The 20,279-nt window shown below is 72.3% G+C and carries 19 protein-coding genes; 8 read left to right on the forward strand and 11 right to left on the reverse strand.

What is annotated here, in order from left to right; all coding sequences use genetic code 11:
- Positions 1–19: 19 nt before the first annotated feature.
- Positions 20–643: an NAD(P)H-dependent oxidoreductase gene (locus ACFVVA_RS18665; protein ID WP_359901474.1), complete on the reverse strand. Its 624-nt coding sequence runs from the start codon at positions 641–643 to the stop codon at positions 20–22.
- 145 nt (positions 644–788) lie between these two features.
- Here ACFVVA_RS18665 and ACFVVA_RS18670 point away from each other — a divergent pair, with 145 nt between their 5' ends.
- Complete coding sequence (locus ACFVVA_RS18670) at positions 789–1,541, forward strand: TetR/AcrR family transcriptional regulator (protein ID WP_387690808.1); 753 nt, start codon at positions 789–791, stop codon at positions 1,539–1,541.
- 34 nt (positions 1,542–1,575) lie between these two features.
- Here the strand turns inward: ACFVVA_RS18670 and ACFVVA_RS18675 are convergent, their stop codons facing one another.
- Positions 1,576–2,028, reverse strand: coding sequence for a nuclear transport factor 2 family protein (locus tag ACFVVA_RS18675; RefSeq protein WP_387690810.1), 453 nt, complete (start codon positions 2,026–2,028; stop codon positions 1,576–1,578).
- 160 nt (positions 2,029–2,188) lie between these two features.
- Positions 2,189–3,124, reverse strand: coding sequence for an EamA family transporter (locus ACFVVA_RS18680; protein WP_387690811.1), 936 nt, complete (start codon positions 3,122–3,124; stop codon positions 2,189–2,191).
- A 440-nt stretch (positions 3,125–3,564) separates the two neighbouring features.
- On the opposite strand from ACFVVA_RS18680, the gene ACFVVA_RS18685 reads away from it, so the two are divergent.
- Positions 3,565–4,824 (forward strand): hypothetical protein, encoded by a 1,260-nt coding sequence (locus ACFVVA_RS18685; protein WP_387690813.1) that lies wholly within the window; start codon positions 3,565–3,567, stop codon positions 4,822–4,824.
- Between the two features lie 173 nt (positions 4,825–4,997).
- On the opposite strand, the gene ACFVVA_RS18690 is transcribed toward ACFVVA_RS18685, so the two are convergent.
- Entirely contained in the window at positions 4,998–6,149 is a 1,152-nt protein-coding gene (locus tag ACFVVA_RS18690; protein WP_387690815.1) for a protein-L-isoaspartate O-methyltransferase, read from the reverse strand.
- Between the two features lie 474 nt (positions 6,150–6,623).
- Here ACFVVA_RS18690 and ACFVVA_RS18695 point away from each other — a divergent pair, with 474 nt between their 5' ends.
- Together ACFVVA_RS18695 and ACFVVA_RS18700 are read left to right on the forward strand one after the other, a co-directional pair.
- Positions 6,624–7,319, forward strand: coding sequence for a hypothetical protein (locus tag ACFVVA_RS18695; protein ID WP_387690817.1), 696 nt, complete (start codon positions 6,624–6,626; stop codon positions 7,317–7,319).
- 46 nt (positions 7,320–7,365) lie between these two features.
- Positions 7,366–7,587: a hypothetical protein gene (locus ACFVVA_RS18700; RefSeq protein ID WP_387690818.1), complete on the forward strand. Its 222-nt coding sequence runs from the start codon at positions 7,366–7,368 to the stop codon at positions 7,585–7,587.
- 67 nt (positions 7,588–7,654) lie between these two features.
- On the opposite strand, the gene ACFVVA_RS18705 is transcribed toward ACFVVA_RS18700, so the two are convergent.
- Together ACFVVA_RS18705 and ACFVVA_RS18710 are read right to left on the reverse strand one after the other, a co-directional pair.
- Positions 7,655–8,185 (reverse strand): GNAT family N-acetyltransferase, encoded by a 531-nt coding sequence (locus ACFVVA_RS18705; protein ID WP_387690820.1) that lies wholly within the window; start codon positions 8,183–8,185, stop codon positions 7,655–7,657.
- Positions 8,186–8,284: 99 nt separating this feature from the next.
- The gene (locus tag ACFVVA_RS18710) at positions 8,285–8,719 is read right to left on the reverse strand and encodes an ATP-binding protein (protein ID WP_387690822.1); all 435 of its coding nucleotides are present in this window, start codon (positions 8,717–8,719) and stop codon (positions 8,285–8,287) included.
- Positions 8,720–8,880: 161 nt separating this feature from the next.
- On the opposite strand from ACFVVA_RS18710, the gene ACFVVA_RS18715 reads away from it, so the two are divergent.
- From ACFVVA_RS18715 to ACFVVA_RS18725, 3 genes are all read left to right on the forward strand, one after another.
- Positions 8,881–9,690: a helix-turn-helix domain-containing protein gene (locus ACFVVA_RS18715; protein ID WP_387690824.1), complete on the forward strand. Its 810-nt coding sequence runs from the start codon at positions 8,881–8,883 to the stop codon at positions 9,688–9,690.
- A complete protein-coding gene (locus tag ACFVVA_RS18720) occupies positions 9,687–9,887 on the forward strand; it encodes a DUF397 domain-containing protein (RefSeq protein ID WP_387690826.1) in 201 nt (66 codons plus the stop codon). The genes ACFVVA_RS18715 and ACFVVA_RS18720 overlap by 4 nt, the downstream gene beginning before the upstream one ends.
- A 210-nt stretch (positions 9,888–10,097) precedes the next feature.
- Positions 10,098–10,952, forward strand: a complete 855-nt coding sequence (locus ACFVVA_RS18725) for a hypothetical protein (protein WP_387690828.1) — start codon at positions 10,098–10,100, stop codon at positions 10,950–10,952.
- A 357-nt stretch (positions 10,953–11,309) separates the two neighbouring features.
- Here the strand turns inward: ACFVVA_RS18725 and ACFVVA_RS18730 are convergent, their stop codons facing one another.
- The 4 genes from ACFVVA_RS18730 to ACFVVA_RS18745 form a co-directional block, all read right to left on the reverse strand.
- Positions 11,310–11,807, reverse strand: coding sequence for an ATP-binding protein (locus ACFVVA_RS18730; protein ID WP_387690830.1), 498 nt, complete (start codon positions 11,805–11,807; stop codon positions 11,310–11,312).
- A 199-nt stretch (positions 11,808–12,006) separates the two neighbouring features.
- On the reverse strand, positions 12,007–13,242 hold the full coding sequence (locus ACFVVA_RS18735; RefSeq protein ID WP_387690832.1) for an Ig-like domain-containing protein: 1,236 nt from the start codon (positions 13,240–13,242) through the stop codon (positions 12,007–12,009).
- 214 nt (positions 13,243–13,456) lie between these two features.
- Complete coding sequence (locus ACFVVA_RS18740; protein ID WP_387690834.1) at positions 13,457–14,716, reverse strand: Ig-like domain-containing protein; 1,260 nt, start codon at positions 14,714–14,716, stop codon at positions 13,457–13,459.
- 197 nt (positions 14,717–14,913) lie between these two features.
- Positions 14,914–16,305 carry an Ig-like domain-containing protein gene (locus ACFVVA_RS18745; RefSeq protein WP_387690836.1) on the reverse strand — a complete coding sequence of 464 codons (1,392 nt, stop codon included), beginning with the start codon at positions 16,303–16,305 and terminating at the stop codon, positions 14,914–14,916.
- A 216-nt stretch (positions 16,306–16,521) separates the two neighbouring features.
- Between ACFVVA_RS18745 and glgX the strand changes: the two genes are divergently transcribed.
- Entirely contained in the window at positions 16,522–18,792 is a 2,271-nt protein-coding gene (gene glgX / locus ACFVVA_RS18750; protein ID WP_387690838.1) for a glycogen debranching protein GlgX, read from the forward strand.
- Positions 18,793–18,802: 10 nt separating this feature from the next.
- On the opposite strand, the gene ACFVVA_RS18755 is transcribed toward glgX, so the two are convergent.
- Positions 18,803–20,230, reverse strand: coding sequence for a family 2B encapsulin nanocompartment shell protein (locus ACFVVA_RS18755; protein ID WP_387690840.1), 1,428 nt, complete (start codon positions 20,228–20,230; stop codon positions 18,803–18,805).
- Positions 20,231–20,279: the final 49 nt, after the last annotated feature.

The following is a 20,279-nucleotide window of genomic DNA, read 5'->3' on the forward strand; positions in this document are numbered from 1 at the left end:
GTCCGCCCCCTGCCCCGGCTCAGGCCGCGAACGGGCGGGCCCGGCGGGCGTCCCGCAGCGCCTGGGCCCACCAGACGAGCTGGTCGAGCATGGTCTTGGCGGCGGCGTCGGCGGCCGGGTCGATCGCCTTGCCGTCGGCGTCGAAGCACTGGCCGGCGCCGTGGAAGCTCACCGTGTTGCGGATCGTCGCCGCGTTCAGCTCGGCCAGCACCACCCGGAGCTGTTCGACGGCCCGCAGACCCCCGGACAGGCCGCCGTACGAGACGAAGGCGACCGGCTTGCCGTGCCACTGCCGGTTGTGCCAGTCGATGGCGTTCTTCAGCGGGGCCGGGAAGCTGTGGTTGTACTCGGGCGTGACGATCACGAAGGCGTCGGCCGCTTCCAGTCGGGGCGACACGGCGGCCAGCAACTCGGCGTCGCCCGGCGGGAGTTCGCCGCCGAAGGACGGGAAGGTGGTGGGCAGCGGGGTCTCCACCAGGTCGATCCGGTCGGCGGTCAGGTCGCCGTGGGCCTCCAGGTGGCCGAGCAGCCAGTCGGTGACCACCGGGCCGAAGCGGCCCTCGCGGGTGCTGCCGACGAGGACGGCGACCTTCAGGTGCCGCTCCTTCAGGTGCTGCTCCGTCAGGCTCTGCTCCGTGGACATGGGAATCCCCCTCCGGGACGAATGCTGTGTACGGCGTATCTGTCGGATACAACGTACACATCAGCGTGTACGTCGTCCACTGTGGATACGCCGTACACGCGGAGTGCTACGGTGGGCCCGACCCCAGTCGGAAGGAGCCCTCCCCGTGCCCGCTCAGCAGGCCCCAGCCGGGGACACCCCCGCCGGCGACGACAGGCCCCCGGCCTCGCTCTGGGAGCGCCTGGCCCGCCCGGCCCCCGCACCGCGCACCACCCTGACCCCGCAGCGGATCGCCGAGGCCGCCGTCGCCGTCGCCGACGCCGAGGGCCTGGAGGCCGTCACCATGCGCCGGCTCGCCGCCGAACTCGGCGTCGCCCCGATGGCCGCCTACCGGTACGTCTCCGGCAAGGACGAGCTCATCGAGCTGATGGTCGACTTCGTCTACGGCCGGCTCCCGCTGGGCACCCCCGCCGAGGACTGGCGGGACACCATGCGCGCCCTGGCCCTCAACCTGCGGGCCATGCACCTGGCCCACCCGTGGACCGTCCGGGCGGCCACCCCGTTCTCCCTCAGCCCCCACCAACTCGCCGTCCCCGAGCACGCGTTCGCCGCCCTGGCCGAACACGGCCTGGACGCCGACACCACCATGGCGGTGTTCCGCACCGTCACCGGCTACGTCCACGGCTCGGTCACCACCGAGGTCACCCTGAACACCCTGCGCCGCGAGCGCGGCTGGTCCGACGGCGACCAGACCCGGGCCGGCCTCGCCCCCCGGATGACCTGGCTGATGGACACCGGCCGCTACCCCAACTACCGGCGCTACCTCCACACCGCCACCCGCAAGGACGACCCCGACTGGCAGTTCGAGACCGGCCTCGACTGCGTCCTCGACGGCATCGCCGCCCACTTCGCCCTCTGACCGGCCCGCGCCGGAGGCCGGCCGGGCCGGCGCCCTACTCCCCGGCCTCCAGCCGCGCGGCGACGGCACCCAGCCGCCCCATCGCACGGGCCACGCCCAGGCCGTCCATGTAGTCCCGGACGTGCACCAGCTGCCCGCCCCGGGCCCGCATCACCAGCAGGCCCGGCACGGTGAACGGCTCGCCGGTGCCGGCGTGCGTCCCGACCACCTGCTGCTCGACGGTGAGCACCTCCGGATCGGCCCCCGGGTGGACGGCCACCTCCCGGATCTCCCGCGGCCGCGCCGCACTCGGGCCCCAGATCGCGCGGTACCCGGCCCGGATCTCCTCCCGTCCCCGGTATCGCTCGGGCACCCCGGGGAACAGGAACGGGAACTCGTGCACCCCGTCCTCCGCGTAGAGGTCGGCCAGGGCGTCCGCGTCCAGGTCGAGCATCGCCCGCCGGTAGCGGGCGAGCAGGTCGAGCGGGCCGGTGGCGCTGTCGGGCATGACGGGAATCCCCTCGTACGGCAAGGAAGTCGGCGGCCCCGGTCGGGCCCGCCGCCCGCAAGCCCAACAGGACGGGACCACCGACGGCAACCGGCTTCCGCGAACTCGCCACTGCCGCACAGGAAGTCGGCCGGGCCGACTTCCTGCGCGAGGCGTGCCGCTACCGCCGCCCCGGGAGCGCCAGGACGGCCAGGCCGGCGGCGAGGACGGCGAGGCCGCACCAGGAGAGCGCCGGCAGGCGCTCGCCCAGGGCGGCCACGCCGAGTACCGCCGCGACGGCCGGTTCGGCGAGGGTCAGGGTGGTGGCGGTCTGGGCGGTGGTGTGCCGCAGGCCGCGGCCGAACAGCCAGTACGCGAGGAAGGTGGTGACCACCGCGAGGTGCAGCACCACGCCCGCCCCGCGCGCCGAGGCGAGCCACTCCGGGTCACCCGCGAGCAGCACCGGCAGCACGATCAGTGCGCCGCCGCCGAACATCGCGCCCATCACTCCGCCCGAGGGGTGCCCGGCCGTGATCAGCCGCCCGCCGATCAGCGAGTACCCGGCGTACGAGAGCCCCGAGAGCGCCGCCAGCAGCACCCCCAGCGGGTCCACCACCCCACCGCCCCCGGCGAGTTCGGGGCCCAGCACCAGGAGCGCGCAGCCGAGCACGGCCAGCGCCGTGGCCCCGGCCCACCGCCCGCCCGGCCGCCCCTGCCGGGTGAGCCAGCCGAGCAGCCCGGTGAACACCGGCGCGCTGCCGAGCGCGATCACGGTGGCCACCGCCACGCCCGTACGGCCGACCGCCGGGTAGAAGGTGACCGGATACCCGGCCACCGCGACCGCGCCGGCGGCGAGCAGCCACCGTTCGCGCGGCCCGCACTTCCGGGGCAGCACGCGGGCGGCGCGGTCGGTGAGGAGCAGCAGGAGCCCGCCGAGCACCAGCCCGGCGGCCCCGATCCCCGCCGCCGGGGCCCCGTCGGGCGCCAGCGAACTGGCCGTCCCGGTGGTGCCCCAGAGGACGGCGGCGATCAGGATCGGCCCCGCGCCACCGCGCGGGCGGGTGCGGCGGGGAGCCGTGGGAAGGGAACGGGCGGGCGAGGACAAACGATTCGGCACAGTCGTGGACTTCCGTCGTCGAAAACCGTCGGGGGAACTGGTTCCGAGAACGGGCGCACGCCGTCGGCCCACGGCGGCCGCCATCGGGCCGGGCCGGGGTCGCAGGGGTCAAGCCACCGAAGCGCGCGCCCGATCAGGCGCTGAGCGGTGGCAGCACGACGTGCCAGTACAGGTTCACGGGCCCGATGCTATCCGCCCGCGCAGGAAGTCGACGGGCCCGACTTCCTGCGCGGCCGCCACCGGACCGGGCCGGAACGGACCGAGCCCGGGCCGCAGGCGCCCCACCCGCCCCCGGGACGCCGCCCCGCCCCTCCCGGGGGCGCGTTGCCCCACGCGTGCACCGACTGCCGGCCCGGGCCGCGACGTCCGGACGTAGCGGACCGTTCATCCACCCCTACGCTGAGTACCGACCCGTCGACACATGCCGGAAGGACCCGCCCGTGCGCCGCTCCCGCCTCGCGTTGTCCCTGGTCCTGACCACCGTGGTCGCCTCCGGCCTGGTCGCCGTCGACACCGTTCAGGACGAGCCGTACCTGTCCGTCAGCCTGCCGGTGCTCCGCGAACCGCAGGCCCAGCAGCTGCTCCACCGCATGACGGACCCGGTGCAGGACTGGGTGGAGTCCGGGGATCCGGCGGCCGTCGGCTATGCCGGGACGGTGATCGACCCGGCGAACCAGCACGCCGACATCTACTGGAAGGGCGAGGCCCCGGCCGAGGTCCGCTCCCTACTCGACGCGAACGCCGCGAGCGCCGGCCCCGGGTACACCGTCGACGTCCACCGGAGCCCGTACTCCCGCGCCGAGATGCGCGCCGCGATCGACCGGTTCACCGCCGCCGTGGCGCCCGACGCGTGGACGTCGATCGGCCCGCAGGAGGACGGCACCGCCATCGCGATCACGTACGCGCGGGCGAAGGCGAAGCAGCTGACCGGCGGTGACACGGCCGTACAGGCGTACTCCCGGCAGGCCGCCGGGATCGCCGGGATGCCGGTGACGGCCGGCGTCGAGGAGACCCCGGTCGCACTGTCCGGCAGCCGGCACTCCGACAGCGCGCCGCACTACGCGGGTGCCGAGGTGAGCACCGGAAAGGCGTCGTTCTGCTCGACGGCGTTCAGCGGCTGGAAGGGCGGGACGAAGGTGGTACTGACCGCCGCGCACTGCGGCGGCGGCCGGTACTACAACGGCACCGGGAGCTACATCGGCGACCTGTCCTCGGTCGGGGACGGCCTGGACGTCGGCATGATCGCGATCAGCGGGAGCGGCGGCGGCCGGTTCTACGACGGCGCCTGGTCGGACAGGGGCGGTTCGTCCCGGCACACGTACGGCGCCGGGCGGAACAACGTCGGGGACCTGATCTGCCTCAGTGGTGCCCAGTCGGGGTGGAAGTGCGACGTGCAGATCAAGCGGGTCGACGTGGAGACGACGAACGACGAGGGCACGAGGATCAAGCCGGTGGACGTCGCGGAGTCGAAGGGCGGCGACCGCCGGGCGATCGCCGCGAAGGGCGACAGCGGCGGCCCGGCACTGGCGAACCCGTCCGGCCCGAACGGCGACATGGAGGCCCGCGGCGTGATCGTGGCCGCCCGGTCGGAGGTCGGCTGCCCGGCCGGGTCCACGGCGCACCCGACGACCTGCTACGCGCAGGTGATGTACGTGCCGATGACCCCGGTGGTGAACCGGATGGGCTTCTCGATCTCCTGACCCCGGGCGGTCGTCGGTGGGCCGCGCTGCGTGAGAAGTCGGCCGGGCCGACTTCCTGCGCGGCGGACCTCAGGTGGAGGGGCCGGGCTCGAAGGCGACGGAAACGGTCGAGGAGCCCCGGGCGTGAACACCGGGCGTGAACACCGAGGCTCCTCGATCGGCACTGCTCATGGTCACCGCGCGGCCGGGTGCGGGGATCCGATGGGCCAGCGCGGGCCGGTGTCCGGGTCGCCCTGCCAGGCCCACTGGGAGTCGGGGGTGATGGTGACGCCGTAGTCGTACAGGTCGGGACGCCCCAGGTCCTCCCACTGGGACCAGGCGGCCAGCAGTTCGTCACCGATGCGGCGCGGCCCGCCCTGCGACAGCAGCGGCGGCTCGCCATCGCCCCGGGCCACGAGCGTGGCCCATGACCGGTGGCCGTCGTGGACCCAGGCGTTGATGCCGTCGGCGTCCCGGGCGGTGAGCAGCACGGCGTCCGGGACGGCGACGCGCAGCGCGAACCGGAGGTGCCAGTCCTCCAGTGGGGCCAGGTCGCGGTCAACTGTCCGTCGGGTTTCGGGTTCGGCGTCGCCACGCACTGCGGCATAGGCGGCGCTGCCGGTGCCGGCCTGGGCCGGAGCGTGCCGGTCGCCCATGAACTGGGCCAGGCCCTGGACCCATCCCCAAGCACTGGCACCGTCGTCGGCGACGGTGAGCGCGACGTGTCCGAGCCGTCCCCAGGGGTAGACGATCCGTCCGCCCGGCCGGACCGCCGCCACCCAGGACCAGGGGACGGTCTCGACGGCGTAGGCGGCGTGGAGGCGGTCGACCGGGCCGCCGCCCGGCACCCCGCCACCGGTACCGTCCCCGGCCGCCGCCTCGACGTCGAGCCCGGCGTCCGCGAGCCTGGCCCGGGCGAACGCGGCCAGGTGCTCGTCGACCTCGGTGGTGACCACCCGGCCCGGCCCGGCCCGCCAGGCGGACAGCGCCGCCGTCCAGCCCTGCCCCGTGCCGACGTCCCACACCCGGTGCCCCGGCTCCACCCGGAGGCTGTCCAGCATGTCCGCCACCACGGAGGGGGCGGACAGCGACGAGGACGGCCGGCCGCCGGTGAGCTGGGTGACCGCCGGGGAGTGGACCCCGGAGTACAGCTCGTCCGCCCAGCCGTCCGGATCCACCGCGCGGTCGAGCGACACGTAGGACCGACCGTCCCACCGCCACAGCCGGTCCGGCGCGAACCCGTCCCGGGGCAGCGCGGCGAAGGCCTCGCGCAGCCACGGCGAGCCGGCCGGCCACGCCCCGCACCGCTCCATCTCGGTGTGCAGGCCTGCCCGGTGTCCGGTCAAGCCGCCGCCGTCGCTCGCCGTCACTTCTTGTGCTTCCCGTTGCCCGGCGGCGGAACTTCGACCTTGCTGTCGCTGTTGTTGGGCGGCGGCGTTCCCTGCCCGGGGTCCGGCGGCTGCTTCTCGTGCTCACCCATCGCAGCGTCCCTTCGGTCGGGTCCAACGGTCGGTGACCAATCTGGCGCGGCACCGCACGAGCCGGTAGTGGCGTGCGGGAGCGGCCGGGGGCGCGTGCGCGTGTGTGTCCCGCCGGACGCCGCGGGGAACACCCGGGCCGCGCAGGAAGTCGACGGGGCCGACTTCCTGCGCAGCCGGCCATCAGGAGGCCTTCGCCCTGTTCGGAGGGCGTCATCATGGTTCGCCCCGAATACAGGCTTGGTTGCCGACGCCCCACTGGGGATGCGGCTGCCACCGGAGGCGTCGGCGCCCGGAAAACCCCCGGCGGGCCTTCCGGGCGCTGCCGTAGGATCCGGCCCCGTGCAGAATGACGATACGACCGCTTCCGAGAGTGCCCAGGGGGCCGAGAGGCCCAGCGGCCTCCGGGCGATCTGGGCGAACACCCTGGAGCCGGTGGCTCCGCTGCCCTGGTACCGGCGGGTGCCCCGCAATGTTGTGATCGCGGCGGTCGTGGTCGTCGCCCTGTTCGCCGCGGTGACCGTCGCGGCGGTGACCGGGGCCGGCGCCCCGACGCGGCACCGGATCGTGCTCGCGGACCGGATCGGCGACCAAGTGCGGCTCCCGGACGCGGACAGCACTCTGGCCCTGCGCGCCGACTACGACCGGCAGATGACGGCCCTGCAGCCGTACCGGGAGCTGACGGTGGCCGGCTACGGCGCCGCCGGGTCGACCGAAACCACGCTGACCGTGATCGGGCTGACCGGCAGCTTCTCGGACGTCCGGTGGGAGCTGGACAAGTACTTCGGCACGCAGACGACGATCGACCCGTCGGACAACCCGGTGGTCGACCGCCAGGACTACCCGGCCGGCCCCCTCGGCGGCGCGCTGGACTGCGCGGTGCTCGACTACCCGGCCGTGTCCCTGACCACCTGCGCCTGGGCTGACGGCAACACCGTCGGCATCGTCATCGACGCGACGGGCGCCGGCGAGCCCGAGGAACTGGCCCGGCGCACGCTGGACATCCGGGCCGCCGTCGAGGTCGAGGCGAAGGACTGACCGAAGGCCCGGCCGGAACTGTCGGACACGCCTTAGGGTCGGCGGAATGAAACCCAACCTTGTGGACCCGGCAACGGTCACCACGGAGATGGCCCTGCAGATTCGCACGTGGCGAGTCGACGAGGAGTTCAGCTGGCGCGCCGTGGCCCGGGCCGCGACCGACCTGTGGGGCTCCGAGTACGGCAGCAACCAGATCTACGGCAGGGACCTCTGCGTGGCCGCCGCGAAGGTGCTGGGCGAAGACCCCGACGGGGAACCGTGGAACTGACCCCCCGGGGGGGTGAGCACAGGAAGTCGGGCGGGCCGACTTCCTGTGCGGGCGGCGAACCTTGTGGTCAGTCGCGGGCCGGTGGCGGGGACCACAGGCCGAGCCACTGGTCGGCGCCGAAGGCCTCGAAGCGCTCCACCTCGGTGAAGCCCAGCTTCGCCGCGAGGCGCATCGAGGGGAGGTTCGCGGTCTGGGTGGCGAGCACCACCGGCTCGCCGGGGAGCACGCCCGCGAACCAGTCGAGTGCCGCCGCACACGCCTCGGCGGCGTAGCCGCGCCCCCACGCCCGCGGCAGGAACAGGTAGCCGAGCTCGGCCCTCTCGCCGACCCGGCCGACGCGCCCCGCCTCCTTGCGGAGCAGGACCTGGCCGATCGTCTCCCCGTCGAGATCGACCGCGAGGACGCCGGGGCTGCGGCTGGGCGCCCCCGGCATCTCGCGCTCGATCTCGTCCCGCGGCCGGGCCCCACCGAGGTAGGTGTTCACCTCCGGCGAGGCCAGCAGCTCGATGAACGCCGCACGGTCCCGGGCCTCGGGCTCGCGGAGCACGAGCCGCTCGGTCCTGATCGGGGCGGACGGCGGCCAGGGAAGGGGGCGCACGGTGGTCTCCTGATCCTCTCGGGCGGCGACTTTCCGGCGCCGTCGAAGATCAGGACGCGCTCCGGCGCGACGTCAGTTGCGTGCGCCCGGAGGACGGGCTCAGCCGTGCGGGTTGGCCGGGGTGGGGAGGGCCAGTTCGCACCAGACGGTCTTGCCGATGTAGCCCTCACCGCGCAGGTGGGCGCCCCAGGAGGTGGAGAGGGAGGCGACGAGTCCGAGGCCACGGCCCGACTCGTCGTCGAGGGTGGCGTGGCGCAGGGTCGGGAGGCTGGCGTTCGCATCGGAGACCTCGATGCGGAGGAGGGAGTCGGTGGGGAGGAGGACGCGGACGCCGATCATCCGGTCACGCTGGGAACGGGCGTGACGGCAGGCGTTGGTGACGAGTTCGCTGAGGAGGACGAGCCCGGTCTCGGCGGAGTCGACGGGCACCTCCCACTCGAAGGCCTGCCGGATGAAACGGATCCGGGCACGGCCGGCGCTGCGAGGGAGGCGGGGGAACATCCACTCGACGACATCGACGGGGTGAGTGAGCATCAGAGTCCTTGGGGGGGCGTACGGACGGCTTCACTCGGGAGAGCTGAGTTCGGCCATTTCACCCTTCAAGCGTCGGCAGCCGGGCATAGCCTCAGCAGTAACGCGATATGTACAGCGAGAGCTTGACCGCCCTGTGACCAGGGCAGGGAGGGGCACCGGCGATGAGCGCGCCGAAGGAGAACCCGATGTCGTGGAAGTACTGCGGCGATCAGCTCAAGCGGTGGCGTGCGAAGGCGGGCGTGACCCGGGAGCAGCTGAGCAAGGAGGCCTGCTACGACATCGAGAGCGTGCGGTCGATGGAGGCGGGGAGGCGGAAGCCGTCTCTCAAGCTGCTTCAGGTGGCGGATGAGTTGTGCGACGCGAAGGGGATGCTGGTGGCGGCCGAGCCGTATCTTCTTCCGGAGACCAAGCCGGCGCGCAGTGATGTTTTCTTCGACGCCGAGAAGGAGGCAGCTGCCTGCTACTTCTTTGAGGCTCTCTATATCCCGGGCTTGATGCAGACCGAGGACTATGCCAGGGCGATCCTCAGCCGCCACATGCCCCCTGTGGACAGCGCCACCATTGAAGAACGTGTGGCGTCTCGCCTCAAGCGACAAGAGAGGCTCATGGAGCCCGAGGTGCTGTTCAGTTTCACCATCTATGAAGCGGCCCTCCACACTTCCATCGGTGGCAAGGAGGTCATGAAGGAGCAGCTCCATCGGCTGCTTGAGTTCGAGGACTCACGCAACATCCAAATCCAGATCGTACCTACCAAGCAGATGCCCCCTTCCGGACTCTCGGGATCGCTCACCATCTTGGAAACGATCAACAATGAGCAGTATGCGTATGTTGAGACGCATCTGACGAACGCTCTTCACTCCGAACCACGACTCGTAGGCCAGCTCAGCCGACGCCACGCGATGATCCGCTCACAAGCCCTGAACTCGCAGGAATCAGCACAGCTCATCCGAAAGACACTGGAGCAACTATGAACGCCACCATGCCGTGGTTCCGCTCTAGCTACAGCGACCACGACGCTGGCAACTGCGTCGAAGTCGCCCCCTCCCCCACCACCATCCACGTCCGCGACTCCAAGGACAAAGCCGGTCCGACCCTCGCCTTCTCCCCCGCCGCCTGGTCGGCCTTCGTTGCCTTCGCGGCCGAAGCTCAAGCCACCGAGCCCGAGTGACCCCTTAATGGAACGGGTGGGTAACCACCTTCCAACCACCCCAGTACGCAGCAGATATGACTTATCGTCATCACTTCGCCACAATCGGTTTCTCCATGTAGCGTGCGCACCAACGAAACAACCCCCGCCGGTGCTACCAACACCGAACGGGGGTCTGACCGGCACGATCGACAAGGACTCGATCCTGTGGCTACCCACGACTCTACCGTCATGGCCTCCCCCGGATACGGCAAGCAGTCCGCCCCCGGGCAACTTCCCCCGGCCGCCGATGACTTCACCCACCTCCCGGCCCGCGAGGCGTACCTCGCCAGCCTGATCAACCAGCTCCCCGACGGCGCCGCGATGGACGTGAAGACGCTCGCCGCACACCAGCCCCTGTTCGGGCAGATGGCCTGCCGCACGGCCCTCAACAGGCTCTCCGCCGCAGGTCACCTGCGGCGCGTCCGGGAGCGCGTGAACGCCGAACGGCCCCAGTGGGTGTTCCGCACCTACTTCTCCCGGACGCCCCGCCCCGACGCCTGGTGGAACCACTTCCTCGCCACCGGGGACGCCCGGGACACCGGGGAGGCGTCAACGGATTCGGCGCCCGATCCCCCGGAGGAGCGACCGCGCGACCACACCTCCCCCGCCTCGGCCGCCTACGCCGCCCTCGCGGGCCTAGGCCTCGCGGACGCCCGCCTCTCCCTCTCCGCCACCGACTGCGAAGCGCTCGAACCGCTCGCCGCCGAGTGGTTCGCCCGGGGCGCCACCCTGGCCCTCTTCGTGAACGCCCTCACCTCGGGCCTGCCCACCCCGGTCCACAGTGCGGCGGCCCTCACCCGCCGCCGTCTGATCGACAAGCTGCCTCCGGAGCGCCCCCGCCCGGATCCGGCAGCCGCCCGCATCCCCGAGTGCACCGCCTGCCGCACTCCCTGCCGCCCGCACGCCCTACTGGGCGGCCTCTGCCGCGCCTGCCACGGCGCTCCCCCGACCCGACCGCCCCGCTCCGGCGGCCTCTCCCCGACCGCGGTCCGGGCGCACGCCGCGCGAGCCCGTCAAGCCATGGTCACATCGCCGCGTTCGTGAATATTCACAGGCAATGGCGTTAACCTATGCAAAATCCAAAGGTGAACTAGGTAACAAGCCTTGCATTCCAAGACGCCTGGTTTGCCCGCATGCTGAGATCCGTGCGATAGTCGAAGCAGCCCAACGGCGGGCGACACCGCACGCCGCCCTGGGCCGATGACTTCGGCGGGCCCGACCTGGCACTGCCGACGCCCATCGCGCGGCACGCACCCCCTTGGCCGGCGCGATGACCTGCAAGGGCCCCCGCCCGCCGGACCACGGCGAATCCGGGGGCCTTGCGTGTTTTCCGGGGAAACCGTCGGCCCCGCCCGGACCCCTCAGGGCCGCTCGCGCACCTTCAGGGCCGCTCGCGCACCTTCAGGACCGCTCGCGCACCTTCAGCTCGAACCAGACACCCTTGCCCCGCGGCAGCAGGTCCGCGCCCCAGCGGTCGGCGAGGTCGTCGACGATCTTCAGCCCCCGACCCCGCTCGTTCACCGGCCTGGCCTCGGCGAGGATCATGCAGGGCAGCGCCCGGGAGGAGTCCCGGACCTCGATCCGGAGCCAGCCGGGCTTGCGGCTGACGTGCAGGCCGATGGTGCGCCCGGCGGCGTGCCGCACCGCGTTGGCCACCAGCTCGCTGGTGAGCAACTCCCCGGCCTCCAGGCACTGGTGGAGATCCCAGGACTCCAGGACGGAGAGCACCAGTCTGCGGGCCACCGGGCCGGACTCCGGCCGGGACGGCAGCCGCACCTCGTTGGGCGCCGACTGGTCGCACAGTCTGCCGGAGTACAGCTCCTCCAGTTCCTCGGAGGTGAGCCGCTCCAGCGCCGAGAGCCCGCCGCCCTGGACGTCGATCCAGGAAACCTCGGCCACCGCGCCGACCCCGGGAACCGATGACTGATCTGCTTCGCCCCAACCCGCCATGCGGACCATCATTGCGGAACGCAAGCAGCCGCGTACGGACAATGAGCAAACGATCTCCGCGAGTCGGCATATGCCGGAAGCAAGAAGGGGTCACCCGGGCCGACTTCCGTCAATCCCGGGTTGACCCCTCGCACGCCTCAGCAGCCGGTCACCAGGTGCTCCACGGCATGTTCCAGCCGCTCAGCCCGTTCGCCGGGTCGAGCGTCTCCTTCCGGATCGAGTTCTTCACGACCATCACGTCGCCGACCAGCGAGCCGTCGTAGAACTTGCCCATGGAGGTGTTGGCGCCGCCGCCCTCGACGTCCTTGAGGCCCACGCAGCCGTGGCTGACGTTGTCCTCGCCGAAGGTGCTGCTGCTGCTCCAGTAGTTGCCGTGCACGTACGTGCCGGAGGTGGTCAGCCGCATCGAGTGCGGGACCTGGAGGTCGTACGGCGCGCCGGTCATCCCGGGCAGGGTGCTGGACTGCATCCGCACCACGCCCTCCTTGGACATGACCACCATCGTGCCGTTCCAGGTGGGGTGTTCGGGCGCGCCGGCGCTGATGTCGATGTCGCTCGACACACCATCCCGTACGACCGTCATCTTGTGTGCCGCGGCGTCAACCGTCGAAACCTGGGACCGCCCGATCGTGAAGGGCTCGTCCCGGTCCGCGCCGTACACCCCCGTGGCGATCTCGACGCTCTTGAGCCGGTAGTGCACGACCACCTTGGTCCCGGGCGTCCAGTACTGCTCCGGGCGGAAGTCCAGCCGGCGGTCGTCGAACCAGTGGCCCTTGACCACGGTGCCGTTGTCGGTCTGGAAGGTGATGCCCCGCAGGACCTCGTCCTTGTTCTTGACGTCCTTGCCGAAGTTCACCGAGACGATCATGCCGACGCCGTACGTGGCGTCGTTGTCCACGTTGTCGGAGGCCTTGACGAGCGCCGTCGGCGTCAGCGTGGTGAAGCTGCTGTCCGCCGTGGCGACCGCGCCGTTCGCGTCCGCGGCCATCGCGCTGACCTGGTAGGCGGTGCCCACCTCCAGGCCGGCCGTGGGCGTCCAGGAGGCGCCGTCGGCGGAGATGGTGCCGGGGACCTCCTTTCCGGCCTTGTCGCTCACCTTGACGGTGGTGAGCCTGCCCCCGGTCGCGCCGATCCTGAGCGCGTTCGGCGCCACGTCCACCGAGCCGGCCTTGGGCTCGATGCTCACGGCGGCCGTGGAGACCTTCGGCACCGCGCTGGTGGGCGCCGCCGCGGGCGCCGTGGGCGTGGCAGCGGCCGCGCCGGCCCCCAGATCGGCCTTGGCCGCGCTGCCCCCCGCACCCCCGCCGCCCCCGCCGCAGGCCGCCGTCAGCGTCATCGCCCCGCCGACCAGACCGACCGCCACCACTCTGCGTATCGACCTCAACGTCGATTCCCTCCCTCAGAAGATCCGAGAAACTCCCCGTGGACCCGACGGACCCGACCGGCTGCACGCACCCGGCCACCGGAAAGGTTGCGTCACGCGTGGGGCTGATCGCCCCGGAAACCGCGGCGGCCCGACCCCAACGGGTGAGGATCGGGCCGCGCTGCGAAGGACTCGCCGGAGGGCCCGGGTATCCGGGCCCTCCGGCGGGTAGGGCCTACCAGTTGGCCCAGTCCACGTTCCAGCCGCCCAGCCCGTTCGAGGGCGCGACGGTCTTCTCCTTGGTGTTCACGACCTTGATCGGGTCGCCGATCATCGAGTCGTTGAAGAACTTGCCCGCGACCGAGCTGTCGCTGCCGCCCTTCACGTCCTGCATCGACACGCAGCCGTGGCTGGCGTTGGTCTTGCCGAACGGGCTGGCCCAGTAGTTGCCGTGCACGAAGGTGCCGGAGGTGGTCAGCCGCATCGCGTGCGGCACGTCCTGGATGTCGTACTCGCCGCCGAGACCGACGGTCTGCGAGTTCATCCGGGTGACCTTCTCCTTGGACATGACCACCATCGTCCCGCCCCAGGACGGCGTGGCGTCCGCGCCCAGGGTGACCGGCAGGGTGGCGCTCTGGCCGTCCCGCTCCACGGTCATCTGGTGCGACTTGGCGTCCGCGGTGGAGATCATCGACCGGCCGATGGTGAACGGCTCGTCCTTGTCCACGTCGCCGTAGATGCCGGGCGCGACCTCGACGTTCTTCAGCCGGTACTTGACGGTCACCTTGGTGCCCGGCGCCCAGTACTGCTCCGGGCGGAAGTCCACCCGGCGGTCGCCGAACCAGTGGCCCTTGACCACGGTGCCGTTGCTGGCCTCGATGCTGATGCCCTTGACGACGGCGTCCTTGTTCTTGACGTCCTTGTTGAAGTTCACCGAGACGATCATGCCGACGCCGTAGGTGGCGCCGTCGCTGATGTTGTCGTTGGTGGCGATCTTCTTGTCCGGCGTCAGGGTGGTGAACGAGGTGGTGGACGCGGCCACCAGGCCCTCGCCGTCCTTGGCCTGCGCGTTCACCTTGTACGCCATGCCGACCGCGAGCGCCCCCGCGGGCTTCCAGCCGGCGCCGTCCGGGGTGATCGCCCCGTCGACCGGCTTGCCGTCCTTGTCGGTCACCTCGACCGTGGTGAGCTTGCCGTTGGAGACGGACACCTGGAGCCCGTTCGGCGGGACGTCCTGGGCACCGTCCTTCGGCTCGACGGCGAGCACCGCGGCCGAGGGCTTCGGCGTGGCCGACCCGCCCCCGTCCGCCGCGGCCGACGCCGAGGCGCCACCGCCGGCCGCCGAACCGCCCGAACCCCCCGAACCGCTGCCCTTGTCGTCATTGCAGGCGGCAGTGAGCAGCAGCACCCCACCCATGACCAGCGCCATCGCACTCCTGCGCCCGTAGCGGTTGGTGGTGCGTATCGCTGCCTCGGCCGTCTTACCCGTCTTCACGGTTTCTCCCCTCCCGGTATTCACTCACTTGACGCGCTGAGTGCCCCCATGAGTTGCACTGTCCGGCCGATCTTTCCGGCCGGACCCCGGACGCGCCGGAGCAGGATAACTAAGCCATCCGAGTGAAAGCTGAGGGGAGTCGGGTTGACGGCATGTGAAGCAGCCGTGAAGTCGGGACGGAACGGGACGGAAACCCCTTACGGCACGGGCGTCACGGCCGTCACGGCCGTCACGGTCGGCGCGGGCGGCACAGCGGGCACGGAAACCACGGCCGACGGCCCGGCCGGCCCGGACACCCCGGCCGACGGAAGCCCGGCCGACGGAACCCCGGACTCGGACGCCCCCGCCGACGCCGCCTGCGGCAGCGCGCTCCCCGCCACCCACTGCTCCCACGGCACGTTCCAGCCGTTGAGCCCGTTCTGCGGCGGCACGAAGTCCCCGGACGAGGCCCTCACCTCCAGCACGTCCCCCGGGATGGTGTGCTCGAACAGCCAGCCCGCCGGGGAGTCCTTGCTCGCCCCGCCCTTGGCGTCTGCCAGCCCGATGCAGCCGTGGCTCGTGTTGGCGGCGCCGAACACCCGCTGGTCCGCCCAGTAGTTGCCGTGCACGAAGGTGCCGGAGGTGGTGAGCCGCATGGCGTGCGGGACGTCCTTGATGTCGTACTCGTCGCCCATGCCGACGGTCTGCGAATCCATCCGGGTCACCCTGTACTTCTCCGACACCACCATCACGCCCCGGTAGGTGGAGTGGTCCGGGCTGCCGCCGGAGACCTTGAGCACCCGGACGACCGTGCCGCCCTGGCCGGCCCGGACGGTCAGGGTGTGGGCGTCCAGGTCGACGGTGGAGACCTGCGCCCGGCCGACGGTGAAGTGCAGGTCCCGGCTCTGGGTGCCGAACTCCCCCGGCGCGCCCTGCACGTCCTTGAGCCGCAGCGCCACCGTGACCCTGGTGCCGGCCGCCCAGTACTGCTGCGGGCGGAAGTCCAGCCGCTGGCCGCCGAACCAGTGCGCGGCCACCGGCACCGGCGGGTCGGCGGCGACCTGAACGGCCTTCTCCACCGCCGCCCGGTCGGTGATCGGACGGCTGAAGCGCAGCGAGACCGGCATGCCGACACCGACCGTGGAGCCGTCCTCCGGGGTGAAGAAGGCCACGAAGGTGTGCGCCCGGGCGACGGTCGTGAACGCCGAGTGCTGGGCCGCCTTCTGGCCCTGGTCGTCCTCGGCGACGGAGTCCAGGGTGAACGCGGTGCCGAGCGGCAGCGGGCCGTCCGGCGCCCAGCCGGTGCCGTCCGGGGCGATCGTGCCGGGCACCTCGGTGCCCTTGGCGTCGGCCAGCCGGACGGAGACCAGCCGGCCCTGCGCGGCGTTCACCCGCACGGCGCCCTCCGGCTGCACGTCCTGCGCGCCGTCGGCCGGCGTCGTGGTGAGCACCGCCCGGGACGGCGCCGCCGGCGCGGTGCGCCCACCGGCCGCGGCCGCGTCCCCGTCCGGCAGGGCCGTGGAGCCACCGCCGCCGCAACCCGTCAGGACCGCCAGGCAGCAGGCCACCGCCGCCGCGCCCCGCGCCCACACCCGTCCTCGGCGCCGCATCCCGGGGCCCTCCCACTGTTCGCGTCCGACGCCGGGAACAACGAGGCGCATCGACGCGGGGACACGCCGATCGCCCCGGAATCCCCCCGTCCCGTCAACCCGCCACCCTGGCCGCCATCCGCCGGTAAGCCCCCGTTCAACGGCTTCCGATCTGCGCAATCCGGGAAGGAGAAGGTGAACGGGGTCCGGGACACCCCGCCCAGGGAGGGTGCGGCCATGGCGTCAGGGCAGGAGCTGGAAGCCGGGGTACGGCCGGTCGGCGGTCCGCACCGCACCGCCGAACCGCCCTGGCCCGGCAGCTGGCAGCCGCTCGGCGCCCGCTGCCGCACCGACCGGCGCGGCCGCCGGGGCACCAACTTCGCGCTCTGGGCGGCCGGCGCCGAGGCCGTCGAGCTGTGCCTGTTCGACGAGGACGGCCGGGAGAGCCGGCACCACCTCACCGAGCAGGACGTCCAGATCTGGCACGGCTTCCTCCCCGGCGTGCGCCCCGGCACCCGCTACGGCTTCCGCGTGCACGGCCGCTGGGACCCGTGGACCGGCGCCCGCTGGAACCCGGCCAAGCTGCTGCTCGACCCGTACGCCCGTGCCGTGGACGGCTGTTACACCTCGCACGACGCCGTCTGCTCCGCCGTCCGCAACTGGCCCGAGGCGGACGTCGCCGACACCGTCCGGGACAACCGCGACTCCGCGCCGTACGTGCCCAGATCCGTGGTCGTCCACGACGACGACGACTGGTCCGACGACCACCGCCCGAGGACCCCGTGGGCCGAGACGGTGCTCTACGAACTGCACGTGCGCGGCTTCACCATGCGCCACCCCGAGGTCCCGCCGCAGCTGCGCGGCACCTACGCCGGCCTCGCCCACCCCGCCGCCGTCGCCCACCTCACCCGCCTCGGGGTGACCGCCGTCGAGCTGCTGCCGGTGCACCAGCACGCCAGCGAGGACCACCTGCAGGCCCGCGGACTGGTCAACTACTGGGGCTACAACACGATCGGCTACTTCGCCCCGCACGCCGGCTACTCCGCCTCCGGCTCCCGCGGCGGCCAGGTCGGCGAGTTCAAACGGATGGTCCGCGCCCTGCACGCCGCCGGGATCGAGGTGATCCTGGACGTGGTGTTCAACCACACCGCCGAGGGCGGCGCACTCGGCCCGGCGCTCTCGCTGCGCGGCATCGACAACGCCGCCTACTACCGCCTCCCGCCCAACCGCCCCCGCGGCTACGCCGACTACACCGGCTGCGGCAACACCCTGGACACCCGCCGCCCGCAGGTGATCCGGCTGATCACCGACTCGCTGCGCTACTGGGTCGCCGAGATGGGCGTGGACGGCTTCCGCTTCGACCTGGCCGCCGCGCTGGCCCGCGGCGGCCCGAACGGCGGCGACGCCGTCGACATGGACCACCCCTTCCTCGCCGCCGTCGCCCAGGACCCCCTGCTCAGCCGGGTGAAGCTGATCGCCGAGCCCTGGGACGTGGGCCCGGGCGGCTACCAGGTCGGCGGCTTCCCCCCGCTGTGGGCCGAGTGGAACGACAAGTACCGCGACACCGTACGGGACTTCTGGCGCGGCGCCCGCCCGGACGTGCGCGAGCTCGGCTATCGCCTCTCCGGCTCCTCCGACCTCTACCAGCGGGCCGGCCGCCGCCCGGGCGCCTCGGTCAACTACGTGACGGCGCACGACGGTTTCACCCTGCGCGACCTGGTCTCCTACGACCGCAAGCACAACGAGGCCAACGGCGAGGACAACCGGGACGGCACCGAGGACAACCGCTCCTGGAACCACGGCGCCGAGGGCGAGACCGCCGACCCGGCGGTCAACTCCCTGCGCCTGCGCCAGCTGCGCAACCTGACGGCCACCCTGCTGCTCTCCGCCGGCGTCCCGATGATCACCGCCGGCGACGAGCTGGGCCGCACCCAGGGCGGCAACAACAACGCCTACTGCCAGGACAACGAGGTCGGCTGGCTGGACTGGTCACTGCTGGAGCAGCCCGGCTGGCAGGAACTGTGCGAACTCACCGCCCGGCTGGTCCGGCTGCGCCGGGCCCACCCGGTGCTGCGCCGCCGGGCGTTCTTCTCCGGCCGCGCCACCGCCCCCGGCGGCCGGCCCGACCTCGTCTGGTTCACCCCGCGGGGCACCGAGATGACCGAGGCCGACTGGTTCGCGCCGACCGCCTGCCTCGGCATGCTGCTCTGCGGGACCGCGCTGTCCGAACGGGACGAGGCCGGGCTGCCGCTCAGCGACGACAGCTTCCTGCTGCTGCTCAACGCGGGCCACGAACCGGTGGTGTTCACCCTGCCCGGCGAGCCCCGGGCGGCGCCGGCCCCCGGGCAGGAGGCAGCGGCCGGGCGGGAGACCGCGGCCGGGCGGGAGGCGGCGGCCGGCTGGGAGACGGTGATCGACACCGCCGCGGGCCCGGACGGACCGTGCCCGCGCGGCGCCGTCGTGCTGGGCGGGCGCTCGCTGCGACTGCTGCGCGCACCCGCCGTCTGAGGGCCCGGGCTCAGCCGCGGGCGTGCCCGAGCTCGACGTTCTCCAGCACCCCGATCGCGTCCGGCACCAGCACCGCCGCCGAGTAGTAGGTGCTGACCAGGTAGGAGGCGATCGCCTTCTCGTCGATGCCCATGAACCGCACGTTCAGGCCCGGCTCCACCTCGTCCGGGATACCGACCTGGGTGAGGCCGACCACGCCCTGGTTGTCCTCGCCGACGCGCATCGCGATGAACGCGGTGGTCTGCTGGCCGGACACCGGGATCTTGTTGCACGGGAAGATCGGCACCCCGCGCCAGGTCGGCCGCTGCTTGCCGAGGACGTCGACGGTGGACGGGTAGACGCCGGCCCGGTTGCACTCCCGCTCGAAGGCCGCGATCGCCCGCGGGTGGGCGAACAGGTAGTCGGTGTCACGGCGCATGCTCAGCAGCTCGTCCAGGTCGTCCGGGGTGGGCGCCCCGGCGCGGGTCTGGATCCGCTGGTCGAAGTCGGCGTTGCCGAGCAGGCCGAACTCCGGGTTGTTGATGATCTCGTGCTCCTGCCGCTCCCGCAGGGCCTCGACGGTCAGCCGCAGCTGCTCCTCGGTCTGGTTCATCGGCTGGTTGTAGAGGTCCGCGACCCGGGTGTGCACCTTGAGCACGGTCTGCGCGACGCTCAGCTCGTACTCGCGCGGCTTCAGCTCGTAGTCCACGAAGGCTCCGGGCAGCTCGTACTCGCCCCGGTGGCCGGCCGAGAGGTCGATCCTCGCCTCGCCGTGCTCGTTCTGCGCCTGCGCGACGTCCGCGGCGAAGCCCAGCAGCTGCTCGCGCAGCGGCTCGGAGCGGCCGATCAGCTCCTGGAGCACCGGCCAGGACAGCGTCATCGCGACCCCGGAGGTGTTCGCCCGCACGGTGTACGGCCAGGTGCCGCCGCCCTCGGTGATCGCCTCGTCGCCGAGGTGGTCGCCGTCCGCGAGCGAGCCGAGCACGGTCTGCTCGCCGTACTTGCCGGTGCCGATCCGGTCCACCTTGCCGTGCGCGATCAGGAACACCTCCTCGATCGGCGCCCCCTCCTGCGCCAGCACGTCGCCCTGCGCGAAGTCCCGCTGCACGAACCGGCGGGCCATCTCGGCCAGCACCTCCTCGTCCTCGAAACCGCGCAGCGCCGGAACCTCGGCCAGCGAGGGGGCGATCACCGTCACCGCGGAGCCGGTCTTCGCGAAGCTCACCCGGCCCTGCCCGGGGGCGAAGCTCAGCCGCCGGTTGACCCGGTAGGTGCCCGCGCTGACCTGCACCCACGGCAGCATCCTCAGCAGCCAGCGGGAGGTGATCTCCTGCATCTGCGGCTTCGACTTGGTCGTCGTCGCCAGGTTCCGCGCCGCGGTCGTGCTGAGGCTGAGCTGGGCCCGTACCTGCACGATTGCGGAGCCGGGCCCTGGCGTGGGTTCGGTTTCGACCGTCATGTGTGCACTCCTGTCACTCGCGCATCAAAAGGCATCCGTCAGGAGGTGT

The sequence above is a fragment of the Kitasatospora sp. NPDC058048 genome (assembly GCF_042885555.1).
Classification (GTDB): domain Bacteria; phylum Actinomycetota; class Actinomycetes; order Streptomycetales; family Streptomycetaceae; genus Kitasatospora; species Kitasatospora lactacystinica.